Source organism: Limnobaculum parvum (assembly GCF_003096015.2).
Taxonomy (GTDB): domain Bacteria; phylum Pseudomonadota; class Gammaproteobacteria; order Enterobacterales; family Enterobacteriaceae; genus Limnobaculum; species Limnobaculum parvum.
In genome coordinates this window covers 2487576-2500034 of record NZ_CP029185.2, presented here as the reverse complement: position 1 = coordinate 2500034, position 12459 = coordinate 2487576, and the positions used below count along the sequence as shown (strand labels likewise).

The 12459-nt window shown below is 38.0% G+C and carries 14 protein-coding genes and 3 pseudogenes; 6 read left to right on the top strand and 11 right to left on the bottom strand.

Going from position 1 to position 12459, the window contains the following annotated elements; all coding sequences use genetic code 11:
- Window positions 1-12: 12 nt before the first annotated feature.
- The 7 genes and pseudogenes from caiE to HYN51_RS10535 all read right to left on the bottom strand — a co-directional run bounded on the left by caiE (window position 13) and on the right by HYN51_RS10535 (window position 5217).
- Window positions 13-611: pseudogene (caiE, locus tag HYN51_RS10565) on the bottom strand (carnitine operon protein CaiE).
- 411 nt (window positions 612-1022) lie between these two features.
- Window positions 1023-1331, bottom strand: coding sequence for a hypothetical protein (locus HYN51_RS10560; protein ID WP_108899986.1), 309 nt, complete (start codon window positions 1329-1331; stop codon window positions 1023-1025).
- The gene (locus HYN51_RS16365) at window positions 1328-1834 is read right to left on the bottom strand and encodes a hypothetical protein (protein WP_157953028.1); all 507 of its coding nucleotides are present in this window, start codon (window positions 1832-1834) and stop codon (window positions 1328-1330) included. Before HYN51_RS16365 ends, HYN51_RS10560 begins: the two co-directional genes overlap by 4 nt.
- Before the next feature lie 98 nt (window positions 1835-1932).
- Window positions 1933-2385: a RadC family protein gene (gene radC / locus HYN51_RS10550; protein ID WP_108902031.1), complete on the bottom strand. Its 453-nt coding sequence runs from the start codon at window positions 2383-2385 to the stop codon at window positions 1933-1935.
- A gap of 109 nt (window positions 2386-2494) precedes the next feature.
- Window positions 2495-3142 carry an EcsC family protein gene (locus HYN51_RS10545; protein ID WP_108899984.1) on the bottom strand — a complete coding sequence of 216 codons (648 nt, stop codon included), beginning with the start codon at window positions 3140-3142 and terminating at the stop codon, window positions 2495-2497.
- 100 nt (window positions 3143-3242) lie between these two features.
- Complete coding sequence (locus HYN51_RS10540; RefSeq protein ID WP_108899983.1) at window positions 3243-4061, bottom strand: DUF932 domain-containing protein; 819 nt, start codon at window positions 4059-4061, stop codon at window positions 3243-3245.
- 253 nt (window positions 4062-4314) lie between these two features.
- Window positions 4315-5217: a hypothetical protein gene (locus HYN51_RS10535; protein WP_108899982.1), complete on the bottom strand. Its 903-nt coding sequence runs from the start codon at window positions 5215-5217 to the stop codon at window positions 4315-4317.
- 593 nt (window positions 5218-5810) lie between these two features.
- On the opposite strand from HYN51_RS10535, the gene HYN51_RS10530 reads away from it, so the two are divergent.
- The 5 genes and pseudogenes from HYN51_RS10530 (at window position 5811) to HYN51_RS10510 (ending at window position 9251) form a co-directional block, all read left to right on the top strand.
- Window positions 5811-6035, top strand: a complete 225-nt coding sequence (locus HYN51_RS10530; protein WP_108899981.1) for a helix-turn-helix transcriptional regulator — start codon at window positions 5811-5813, stop codon at window positions 6033-6035.
- 1244 nt (window positions 6036-7279) lie between these two features.
- Window positions 7280-7852, top strand: a complete 573-nt coding sequence (locus HYN51_RS10525) for a YagK/YfjJ domain-containing protein (protein WP_108899980.1) — start codon at window positions 7280-7282, stop codon at window positions 7850-7852.
- A gap of 80 nt (window positions 7853-7932) precedes the next feature.
- Window positions 7933-8022: pseudogene (locus HYN51_RS16820) on the top strand (hypothetical protein); the annotation flags it as partial.
- A 14-nt stretch (window positions 8023-8036) separates the two neighbouring features.
- Entirely contained in the window at window positions 8037-8237 is a 201-nt protein-coding gene (locus HYN51_RS16815; RefSeq protein ID WP_407936348.1) for a YagK/YfjJ domain-containing protein, read from the top strand.
- 381 nt (window positions 8238-8618) lie between these two features.
- A complete protein-coding gene (locus HYN51_RS10510; protein ID WP_108899978.1) occupies window positions 8619-9251 on the top strand; it encodes a hypothetical protein in 633 nt (210 codons plus the stop codon).
- Between the two features lie 87 nt (window positions 9252-9338).
- Here the strand turns inward: HYN51_RS10510 and HYN51_RS10505 are convergent, their stop codons facing one another.
- From HYN51_RS10505 to HYN51_RS10495, 3 genes are all read right to left on the bottom strand, one after another.
- A complete protein-coding gene (locus HYN51_RS10505) occupies window positions 9339-9680 on the bottom strand; it encodes a hypothetical protein (RefSeq protein ID WP_108899977.1) in 342 nt (113 codons plus the stop codon).
- Window positions 9681-10208: 528 nt separating this feature from the next.
- Window positions 10209-10766 (bottom strand): DUF2441 domain-containing protein, encoded by a 558-nt coding sequence (locus tag HYN51_RS10500; protein ID WP_108899976.1) that lies wholly within the window; start codon window positions 10764-10766, stop codon window positions 10209-10211.
- A gap of 59 nt (window positions 10767-10825) precedes the next feature.
- Window positions 10826-11266 carry a hypothetical protein gene (locus tag HYN51_RS10495; protein WP_108899975.1) on the bottom strand — a complete coding sequence of 147 codons (441 nt, stop codon included), beginning with the start codon at window positions 11264-11266 and terminating at the stop codon, window positions 10826-10828.
- Window positions 11267-11572: 306 nt separating this feature from the next.
- Between HYN51_RS10495 and HYN51_RS16865 the strand changes: the two genes are divergently transcribed.
- Window positions 11573-11686 (top strand): putative zinc ribbon protein, encoded by a 114-nt coding sequence (locus HYN51_RS16865; RefSeq protein ID WP_456237234.1) that lies wholly within the window; start codon window positions 11573-11575, stop codon window positions 11684-11686.
- 40 nt (window positions 11687-11726) lie between these two features.
- Here the strand turns inward: HYN51_RS16865 and HYN51_RS10490 are convergent.
- Window positions 11727-12029: pseudogene (locus tag HYN51_RS10490) on the bottom strand (integrase core domain-containing protein); the annotation flags it as partial.
- Window positions 12030-12459: the final 430 nt, after the last annotated feature.

Sequence of the window (12459 nt, the reverse complement as noted above, 5' to 3'; positions counted from 1 at the left end):
AATACCAATAAATTACCCCATCTCCCCTTTAGGCTTAACCTCCGTAGTTCCTTTCAGCCGGGGTCGATTAGGCTCCGTCTGTTCCAGAGGAGTCACTTCACGCAATGATAATTGCGAGCGGGAAACAAGGTCCTGATATTCTAAGGTGTTCAGGCGTTTCCAGTGGAGTTCATCGTCTGAAACGTCACGCACGTATTTTGCCGGGATCCCCATCAATAACTGCCTGCGTTTGCCAATGAATCCCGCTTTAACAAAGCTCATCGCACCAACGATACTTTCCTCGCCGATGATTGCGCCATCCATAATGACGCTATTCATTCCCACCAGAGTATCACGACCGATGATACATCCATGCAATATGGCACCATGCCCAATATGACCGCATGAATGAACGATGGTATCTATATCGCAATAGCCATGCATAATGCAGTTATCTTGCAGATTAGCGCCATTCTCCAGAATCAGCCGCCCGTAATCCCCCGTAAAGAAGCGTTAGGGCCGATATAGACACCTTCACCCACGATAACATCCCCAATAAGCACTGCGCTGGGGTGTACATATGCATTCGGGTGAACAACAGGTATTAATCCTTCAAACGAATAGAAACTCACCGGAAACTCCTGTTTATCTATATTATTGACCATTAATTTTGATAGCGTTTAGCATCAATCAAGATAGGTTTAATAGTATATAAATAAGTCAGTTATATAAAAAAGACGTTCAATATTGGTGAGTTGTATAACATTAATAATTAGGGAGGGAGACTGGAAATAATGGTTATCTAAATGGCGTCCCCGACAGACGTCATACTTGATATTTATCATTTTGAATTTAAATGTTATTAAATTTTTACCTTAATAAAGTGCCCGCATTTATGCCCGCTAATAATTGATATACATCGGTTAAACGAAAAGCGCGTCAGAAGCCATATAAGAAGGGCAATTAACCTATTATATCCATCCTCTTTCAGCAAACGATATGCACTGACTACGACTAGAGATTTATTTGTTTAGTAAATCGTTTTAGACTTCATCTGTCCCGATTACAAACAAATAGGATAGTGGTTGCAACGCAACCATGTTTAGGGATAAGTGTGTTCGACACCATTCAGTAAAAGCAGGTTTATCAAAATCCAACTGGTGGTCACGGATAAACTCAAGGTCCAGTATGACGAACTCCGCGTTTGCTGAACTTTTCGTTACTGGGTAGAAAATACCTTCGCTACCCAACGTTGTTAAATCGTTAAACGCCGATTCAGTGACCCAGACAGTGTGTATCAAATCAACATTCTCCAGTGATTTTAGTGACAGTAGACGCGTAGTCAGATTCATTGTGTTACTCCTGCTAATATTTCGGTGGGAAGCGTTATCCCTATCGCAAGTTCAGTGTACAACCAGTCAGCGACATGTTGCCATTCAGCACCACTGACATCAGACGTGATTTTCCAGACATTTGGACAGGTGTGTTGGGCGAGCAGTAATACCGCCATGACCATAAAACGGTAGGGGTGACCATGGGTATGACAATATCCCCGGTCGTAAGGATGGCGATGTCGGTTCAAGATAAAGGTATCGCTGCTGAGTTGATGGTGATGCTCCCCGTTAAAGACGATAACGCCGAGTCCTATCAGGCTATCATCGTAACGCAGTGGCGTGATACCGGCACCATTGCAGATAACGGGGAGAGGGGTAATGCCTGTGCTTTCGGGATTCAGGCGGACCTGTCGATGGGCGCGGGTGACCAGATGACACAGCGTGAACCAGTCTTCCTGAACGATATCGTGTAATAATTTAAAATGAAATGCGCCAGTTTTTGGCGCAGGGAATGTCAGCATAGGAAAATCTCCATGTTATTGTTGGTAAATAGTAGTGAAATAGAGGAGAGGGTAGTGTGGGTCTGGTCTAGACTTGGGGAAGTCGAGGGTGGTTTGAACTATAACCAGCCCCGTTCGGCAAACGATACCAGTTCTCCATGGCCAACGACAAAATGGTCTAATAATTTTATTTCGACCAGCGATAAAATCTCTTTCAGTTTGTTAGTAAGTGCACGATCTGCCTGACTAGGCTCTGCAACCCCTGAGGGATGATTATGTGCAAGGATAACGGCAGCGGCATTGAACGTGAGCGATTCTTTAACAATTTCTCTGGGATACACTGATGCTTCACTAATGGTACCGATGGCTGTTATATCACTGGAAATAAGACGATGCTGATTATCCAGGTATAAAACCATAAATACTTCTTTTTCTAATCGTTCCAACTGTAAGCGCAGGTAGTCTCTGGTCTGGGTTGATGAAGTAAAAGAGTAAGGCCTGACTTTTATCTGCTTTTCTAATAGTTGTAATGCCATATTGATGATGCGTTTTTCGCGTACTTTATCTTGCATAGTCGTACTCTCAATAATAGGTGGAAATAAAATAACAAAAACAGGCTTAACCATTGCTGGTGAGCCTGTTTCTATAGACTGAGGAGTTAAAAATGTTGATATATCGGATTCATTTATTTTGAATTAGCATGAGATTTGTCTCTGATTGAATAAAGATATCCCTGGCTATATTACCGACGATATTGGTAGAAACACTGTCAAACAGACCGCCAACCAAGCCTCCTGCAAAGGGAATAAATTTAACCAAATTCACACTGCTTCGTTGCCCCAGTTGAGATAATAAGCGGGTACTAACTGACCGGCTGATACTATTAACCATTTCTGCGGAAAGTTTGTTCAAAACGGTCCCGGTTATCTTAATACCAATTCCTTTCAGTATGTCTTTAGCGACATTTCCACACAGACATAAGTAAATGAACGTTTTGACTTTCTCGTCTCTGGGATCGTGTCCTCCCATATACGCAATGGCTGCGGCCATTCTGACTTGAATAAATATAATGCTGGTGATGTTGGCTGGAATAGCGACAGGTAGCGTTATCATCCCACCTAAACCTGTCAGAAAACCGCTGGCTCCTGCTTTGGCATTTTGCCAGCGAATAAGTGCGTTAACATTGTCGAGCAGATTATCACTTTCTGATAAATAGGAATCAGCCAGTTCCCGAGCTGAATCTAAACCGGCTATACCGTTTAAGGCTTTGTCATAGGCCCAGTCCAATGCATTTTGGATATGGGACAGCGTGAATGTATTGTCATTCATCGTTATATTTTCCTGATTTAGTGTGTATAGGACTAAAACATCATGGTGAGAGGAGGGCTGGTGTATAGCGCAATAAAAAGAGAGTGGAATGAGACAGTTATTAAGCGAGTCGTAGCATCTCCTCAGCTAACACCCAGAGCGCCTTATTTAGTTTGATATCTCCATCAATACTTTTTACCGCACGGGTGTGCGTGCGCTTACCATTAGCGGCGATACCTCGGATACCACCTTTTAACAGGTTTTCTTGCACTCGTTGGTAGGTTGACCAGAGATCGTCTTTCTTATCTTCCCAACGTCTGGGTATGAGTAACTGATTTTCAGTAATGGGCTGGTGCTCTTCACCAAAACGATAAGTTAGTGCTGCGTGGGCGAAGGCTTGTTGAGCAGGCAGGGATAATGTTGTACCTAACATGGTTTCGCGTTGTTCAGTCACCTTATCGAAAATCCCTAATACTTCATAAGCCCCTTCAATAACCTGACCAACCACATCACCTTTATGGGGAACCCGAACCTCACCAAAGCTGTCACCACAGACCAGTCCATTACTGCAAACAAAGCGAAACAGGCCTGGTATCATCTGGTAACTGCTGGAACCATCATGGCTGTTCAGTAAGATGATTTCCGGAACTTCTTTTCCGGCAATTTGTCCTTCTCTGCGCAGGCGTAACATGTGTTTGGTATGGTCACGCTTATCCAGATCTCGGACACGGGTCTGACAGGCAAAGAAGGGATGAAACCCTTCGTGACGAAGTTTATCCAGCAGGGTAATCGTTGGGATATAAGTATAACGATCACTACGGGAATGGTGCTTTTCTTCAGAGAAGATGCTGGGGACATAACGGGCTAATTCGTCGTTGGTTAATGGATAATCACGGCGAATATTATTTGTATTGCCAAAACGGGAAGTAAGACGCGTCATAGTGATTTTTCCTAAACATAGGTTATAACGGCAGGCCTGAGAGTTTTATTTCATCAGCCTGAATAAGCAAGATATAACCGATAAGTCAGTTATATCAGGGTTATAATTTATGTCTAAAAATAATTAGAGTTGTGTTGTCTTTCATTGGAAATGAAAAAATATTTAAATGTGTGTTTTTTGATGATAAGTAGGTTTAAGGGTGTGTTAAATACAGTTTTTTTAATAACACACCCGTAATTTTATTTTTCATTTGTTATTGATACTTGTCATATTCATTATCAATCATTAATTCGATTATTTCATTGATTTTTTTCTTGTTAATTTTTGTCATTATATCTAACTTTTTTTTAGCTTCCTTCGAGATATAGGTATTAAGTAATTTCTTATCAGAAACATCATCTCTATATTTTTTCTGGCTCCAGGCCTTCCTCATTTTTATTAGAAAAAGCTCTTTTTCCACATCCAATACAGGCCATGAATCAAAAGCAGCAATAATGGTAAAATACATTTCTTTTTTACTGAAAGGTATTAGTATCTTTTCATTGTTAATAATTATTCCACTTCTTTTTATGTATTCCCATGCCCACTTACATTGCTCCTTATCTTCTTTCTTCAACCAATTAAAACTTGTAGAGAATTGATAGATCTGCCGAAGTCTAATTTTTAGGTTATAAAAATAATTTCTGACTATTTGTATATCTATACGTAATATGTCAAAAAAATCAATTATAGCTTTATAACGTTCTTTTGTATTTGTTGGTATCTGATTTATGGGCAGTTTATCATAGAGAATGGGACTACTAGAATATAATTCATTTGTATGAAAAGGTAGGAGTTCGCTTCTAATATCTTTAATCATTAGCCATGCCCAAAAACAGTTTCTATCATTAATCTTTATCCAGTTAAATTCTTTTTTAGGCAATATAACTTTATTACACGCAGCCCGCATCTCATCAACAAACTCCTTTCTTTTTATAATTTCTTCATAAACTATGGACAAGTTTCTATTAATAGACTCGCAGGTGTTGGTTAAACTATAAAAATCAAATAATTTATTTTTATCTTTCATGTGTGTTACATAAAAATTTAGTCTTCTTATATCACTATCACGAATAATAATCTTTTCTTTAATATCCTTTTCTATTTTCGCTGTCATTATTTTCACCTTAAAAAATAAATTCTTCCATTTCACTACGTAGATTTTTACGTAATATCTTGTGTAGCTTATGATGCGTGATTTTACGAAGTTACTTCTGTATAAATTATCATAAATATTTCCGTAGTTATTTAATTCTAGAATAGTTTGAATTTACTTTATTTTCTCTATGGTTTCAAGGCAATTGCTGTTCTTTTTTTGTTTCAATTTGACATGAAAATATCAAAAAATCATGAGAAGTAAACAGAATTTTTTCAATGAAAATACATGATGAAAATCGTTAACTAAAAATGGTCTGTTTCTTGTGATTATCTTTCATCATTACTGGTCATTTTTGAATGATTCTATAAGGGTTTTATAGAATCGTATGAACAATAGGTTTAACTATGGGTAAAGCTATTTTTCTATTCAAGATTAATTAGTTGGATATTGATTATTATAGTCAACTAACCTCAAGTAATTTCTTACACAGTTGAGTTATGTGATGAGGAACACTGACGCTAGTATTGAACAGTGATGATTTAAAGAGATATCACTAATATCAATACATGTCGTGTTCTCCCTCTTAAACGAACTTAATGGAGACACATCACATGAATAACTTACCAATTGAATTAATGGATGACCAATTAGTTGATATGGCTTTTATTACGCGATTCACAGGTCTAACAGATAAATGGTTTTATAAACTAATACAACTAGGCCAGTTCCCTAAACAAATTAAACTGGGTCGTTCTTCTCGCTGGTTAAAAAGTGAAGTAGAAGCTTGGTTACAACAACGTATTAAAGAGTCAAGAGGTGAAGTTATTACTGAATAGATGTCAATACCAATTGAATTCTGACCCCCTAAAAATATATTAATCACATCTGATACTATTGAGCTAATTTATTCAGCATTCAGTTATTGCCTTAAATAAACCTCATCACTACTTTAAACCACTTCTGATTATCAGAATAGTATTGCTGTTATTTTTATGGGGATAACGTGCTTAATATTAAACTGATGTGGCTATTTATCTCAGGGGGCTTATTGCCCCCTTATTTATCGTTAAAATGTTTTGTTTTTATACTCATTACCATTTCAATTTGGTGTCTATAAATTGAATTTGGGTTAATTAATGTTATTAGTATAAATACCATGAGTTATATAGCATAATCATTACTATTCTATTAGCAGATATTGGGAGCAAGTATCACTGTGTTAAATACTATATCAACACCATTAAATGCAATATGGTAAGTACTCATTAAACCTAGTTGTTATGTTGATTATTAATCAATAGAGTATTTTTATTAATATATATCCCTATAGAAGTAAACTATTTCTAATGCACATGTTAGCCAATCGGTCATGTTCGTTAATATAGCTTGAGCTTATTACGATTAAGCTCTTACACCAGAGAACAATAGAAGAGCGATACTGAGGTATGACTGGAGTGGTATTATTCGTATCAGTAACGGTAGTGAGTTTTTGTTATCACGAAAAGAATACACACTAATCACTCTGATTACAGGAGGCTTGTATCTAGTCAACCCTATCAGGGTGTACGTTAAGTATCCCTGTGCTGAGCGCGTAGCAGGTAGTCACCATCAGTAATTTATAACTATCGGTCATTGTCATTGGTTTTTCTTAGGAAGAACGTAGGGCGTTGTCTTTAATGCTTTCACTTGATAAAGACGTAAACTCTGCAATCCCATAGGCTAATTTGCTTGTTAATAAATCAATGAGTATTAGATGAAAAATACGCTTTGCTATGACCAGTCTAAAACAGGCCTAAAGCTGCTTGTAACGGTAGTTTACTATTTAGCTGAAGTTCGAGTTAGCGGTACTCTTTAACGTCATCTTAGGCGCTAATAAGGCTACTTAACGGGTTGTTCGGGTACTCAGTGAGTTTCAAGCTGATTAACTTAAGGGGCATTAATTAAAGGTAGTATTATTTTTAAGATATCAATAGGTTAGTTAATAATCAGGTTGACCATTAAGCCTATTCAACACCAGTAGTACGTAAAAAATTACAGTGTTGCCCCATGAAATGAAACCTAATTCATTCATGGAGTCTAAATGTCAATCGTTAACCCTAATTATCAGATGAACCCTTTCCTGTTAGCCCAACTTCACAATCATGCTAATGCATTACAAGCACGTTATTCAAAGTTGCTGGCTTTTCGTATGGATTTTTCCTATCTCAAGGACAGTCCGCTCTTTTTGCAGCGTACTAATGATTATTCCCTGTGTGATATGTGGCGTCTCGCAGAGATGGCGATGGAATTCAATGACGTTATTGGCTATGCCTGGGTAATGGAATACACCTCTCAACACGGGATACATTTTCATGCAGTCTTTTATCTGAACGGACATCGACACCAAAACTACTTCCCAACAGCGCAGGGTATAACCCATCACTGGCAAGACATTACACGGAACCAAGGGGTTGTATACGACTGTAGTCGCAACACGGCTGGATATTCACGGCAAGGCCAGGGGCGATTGAATTATACCAACAGAGAATCTTCTGAGGCGTTATTATACGCTATCAGTTACTTAGCTAAAGAAGACCAAAAGCAAGGAGTCTATTGTTATCAGGTCAGTTGGATTGGGCCCCACAGTGGGCGCGGTAGACCGCGAAAACAGTAATAATATTCTGGTGTTAGAAAGTATGCGTCAGTACGCTTCGTTATGTTTGGGTAAGGGAATTTAATCAGCCAGGAGATAAGAAGCACTATCATGTGCTTCTCCTGCTAAATAAGGATACCTACGCCTTTCTGGGGAATATCGTTTATCGGATGGGAATTTGGCGGCCTTAATCACTCAGGCCTGGATGAGTGCATTAGGCGTTACCGATGACCGGTATCGGTCTTTAACTTACTTTCCAGAGAATCCCTGTTATTACCTGAATGTCAATGCATCCGATTTTGATGATGTATATGCAGAGTTGATAGTTCGGGTGAGTTACCTGGCTAAGGTGAAAAGTAAAATCAGTGGTGATGGTGAGCGTAATTTTGGATGTAGTCAGAGTTGAACTCAGTCTATAACTTATATATTGGGCTTGTATACAAGCCCAAAGAACGCATTTACCAACGATCCCAAAAGGATTTATCAGCTAGAAGCTCAGCAATCAAGCGTTTAATAACTTTTTTACCATCACTATCCTATATCCTGATGTCGTTATACACCGAACGACTACCGAAACAGAGGTGATATATTTACCTTAGAACAACACTGGTATCGCAATAAAAAGAAGATGTTTCAGTACAGAATTTAAGCGTGAGTCAGTTCAACTTAGATTGTTACTGATGATAATTATGGATTACGCAGCTTGCTAATTTAATATACAAAAAGTGAGTTTTTTGTAATTCTGATATTTTGTAAAAATGCAAATATGGAACGGAGAACAGGAGTTATGGATGTTAATCTCACTACTATATCGGGTTTAATTATTTCAGTTTTTCCTTTGATTGTCCCTGCTATGACACTATGGAATGGCTGGGTTTTCATCTCTGACCGGTTATTCACTCGACGCTCGCAACTTAGCAGATTTTCATATGAGCTATATCAGCGATCAGGGGAAGTTCAATTCAAAAAAATCGCTCATGATTATGGATGTGCAGCCCTGATTGGGGATCACCATTTAAGCACAGAGCAGCGTAAAGTTTTGCTAAACTCAGATGACCCTATCAGGGATATTGATGTTTATAGAAAATGTTCGGCCTATTTAAATGTAAATACGAGTGGTCATAAATTTTCATGGGCTAAGCCTTGGCATAAATATCGAATTTTTCGATGGGGAATACTATTTTTCTTAACGGTGCTTTATTTTGTTGGATGTGTAATTTTTGTTAGCCCAATGCTCTATTTTTTGTTTAGAGATCTTTCTTTTATGGCTCATTTTAATGAGATTGCTCTGTGGAAGAAAATAATTGCAGGTGTCTATTTCGTGTTTTTTGGTGGATTTATAGCATTTATATCTTTGAATAAAGGAGCAAAACTTCATATGGCTGTGAGATTGATAAGTAGGAATAGGCTACCTAGTTAATGCCGAAGTATTAAGCCTGAGTTTATATCAGGCCTTAATACTTATTTAATTGAACACTGTATGCAACATGAAGCATCAATTGCTGCACTATTTTTTATATTTAACCGTAACAGTCCCTTGTAACTTGTTCTTCGCGATTTCAAAGTCTGGATTGAATGTAGATAAATTATGAACAGCAGCGCCAATCGCGGCTCCCCATCCAGCGAACAGAGCTACAGGGACTGGAATGAGGGCGCCAGCCATAAGAGCTGCACGATATTCCGAATAAACACGGCAACGGTAGCCTAAGCTTTCTATTGTAGATTCAAGTTTATTAACCACACTGGTAATATTTCTTACACCAACGACTTGAAACGATTTACGGTGCTTTATTAAGTAAGCTAATTCATCATCACCAAGATCGTCTGACGTATATTTTAAGATATCCATGTGCTTTATCCTATTAAGTTAATGTAGAGGCAAATATAAATCCTTTATGAACCTTACTGCTTAATAACCATTTCCAGACTGTCTGGTTGCCCATCAACTAATACCACCTGATAGTGGGTCTCACTGATATAGGTAAAGCAGGCCAGTTCTTCCTGTAAATCTATAAGTATGCCTCCCTAATGTTTTTCAAACAGAACATTATTTAGGCCACTTCTGAAACAAGAAAACATTACCAAAGGATTTTTAAGAAGTCAGATCGTTATAACCGATCGAAAATTGGTAGATTGATCGTTAATGACGATCAATCTATTCAGTTACATAAATGGTGTGAGACAGCATGATGATTGAGATAATACTGTCTCAACGTAGATCTGGTTATTACTGCAAAGTAGAAAAATCAAAATTTATACGTTGAGCGTAGGTTTAAAAGAAGCATTCATTGAGTAGAAAAAGAGAGAAACCATTTCGCTGAGGGGAAAGGTAAACTATGATGATTGGCAATGTAGCTATAATTTTACGGGTGTTCAGCTATTCAGGTATCCGCTGACCAATCAATACAGGAAGCGGAATGAGTACCTCCCAGAAAGGCTCTTCACCATCATTTAGAGGAATTCCAGACCAGTAAAGATGTGCTCGACGATAAAGTTCCAGAATCGGGCACTCACTATTCAGCAAGTTCATATCGCCAAAATGAACAGTCTCTCCGGTAATAACCTCGTATATTGATGCTGATCTTATCCCATCATCGTTTCTTTCATCCGCTAATAATTTCCGGAATTGCTTAACCTCACTGAGTTGCTGGCAAGCAAACAATGATTGATAACGAGATGGTTTTTCTGGGAAATAGCTGCGACGAACCAATTCGAATATTAAACTAATCATAAGCGAGCTGCTTTCGCCAGAGGATTCCTCCATGGAAAGACCTGGATTATAGAGATAGTTATAACCATGTTTTGAAAGGCCGTCTGGATGTATTTGATTGAGGAATATGGCTTGTTCTGGTTGGTCTGGTGTATAGCTACCTAGTAACACTTTACAAAACGGAACTAAGCCATTCGAAGAATCAACCGTGTAATACTTTTCCATTCAGCGGGCATCCCATCTCTTAGTTAAACAACATGAATAGCCTGATATAAATAAAGCTATCAGAGAATACCACGGGTTACATACTGTAAACCAATCCCCAAAGCCTGACTGACTAAAGAACGTAATGCTTCTTTTCCTTCAGATTTAACCGAGTTAACTATCTTCACGCCTAAAGGAAGGCCTAAACTTTCTGGTGTGGCATTGAGAACTTCAAGTCCCTTTGCTGTTAACACCACATTATGTATGCCATCAGAACTACGCTGTCCCGTCAAATATCCACTTTCCTTAAGCCAATCAATTGTATCTAAATAAAAAATAGCATCATCATCTGAGACAGTCAGAATTACCTCTGAATCATGTTCGCTGAAGTAATTAGTTTCTGTTTCCTTACCAACGACATCAACTGCCATCAAATCAGTTTTGAGAGGGAAAGATTCATATAGTAATCCTAGAATTACCCCAACAATCTCATTGAACCTATCAATATTTGTAGTCGACATAATTTATTTATAATCCCATTTAATTTCCGTCAGAGAAATTTATTAGCGAATTAAAAAGGGCGAGTAGCCTAATGCGAATTCATCGGGTTCCCCATCAATCCCTATATTATTGTGGTGAACCGACTAGAATTCAGCTTACTTCGCGAGACTGGACTAGCCTGACATATTTCCACTATATGTAAAAGGTTTATAGATAATGAAACAACAATTCATAACAAAATATCTAAAACAGTGAGGTTAGCCATAAAATCAGGCCTATATTACGGGGCGAGCACTGAAACCATTCAATCCGTCATCTCGGCAACCATGTATTGCCCATTTTTGCATTGCCATTTGTGTGGTGAAACACATACAGGAGCAAAGCAGTGTATGAGGTGTCATACTGATATTTACTGTCAGGCAATTCATCCTGAAGATTAGTATTTTAGGGGGGGGAAGTGGTCATGTAAGCACACCCATTTTAGTACCACATATTTTTTGAGATTTCTGGGTTTTCAGCCATCAGCCGGTATTCTTCCGGTGTCAGGTTATTCAGGGATTCATGAGGTCGCTCACTGTTGTATTCATTCAGCCAGCGATCTGTGATCTCCCGTACTTCATTCAGCGTTTTGAACAGGTAAAAATCCAGTATTTCTGTCCGATACGTCCGATTAAACCGTTCGATATACGCATTCTGCGTCGGCTTGCCCGGCTTGATAAATTCTAGCTTCACACCATGGTCTTCAGCCCATTGTGCCAGCGTCACTGATATGGCATACGTCCCGTAAAAACAGACGATTCTCTTTTAGAGAGTTTCCAGTAAACGTTATAGGTTCCCTTTAGAACATAAAAAGCCAAGCTTACTCATTAATAATTACTCACCAATCTTTTTCTTATTTTTTAAAAGGGGGAACTCGAGAGAAGCTAAAATCTGATAATGATCAATTCTGAGATTATTTATTAATAGCAATGAAAAATAATCATGACTATTCCAAAAGTGTGATTTTAGTTAATTGATTGAATTAAATAAAAATAATTTAAAAATCATTAATATTGTGACTTGTCAACTGTCAACCTTGACAGGTATTTATTCTTAGCCAATTTTGATACAACCATCCCCAATATAAAGTTTAATAGATTGATCTTTTTTTATACTAATTAGCAAAACTCAAACCTTCGCAGATATAACATTATTCGTAAAACTGAATATAACT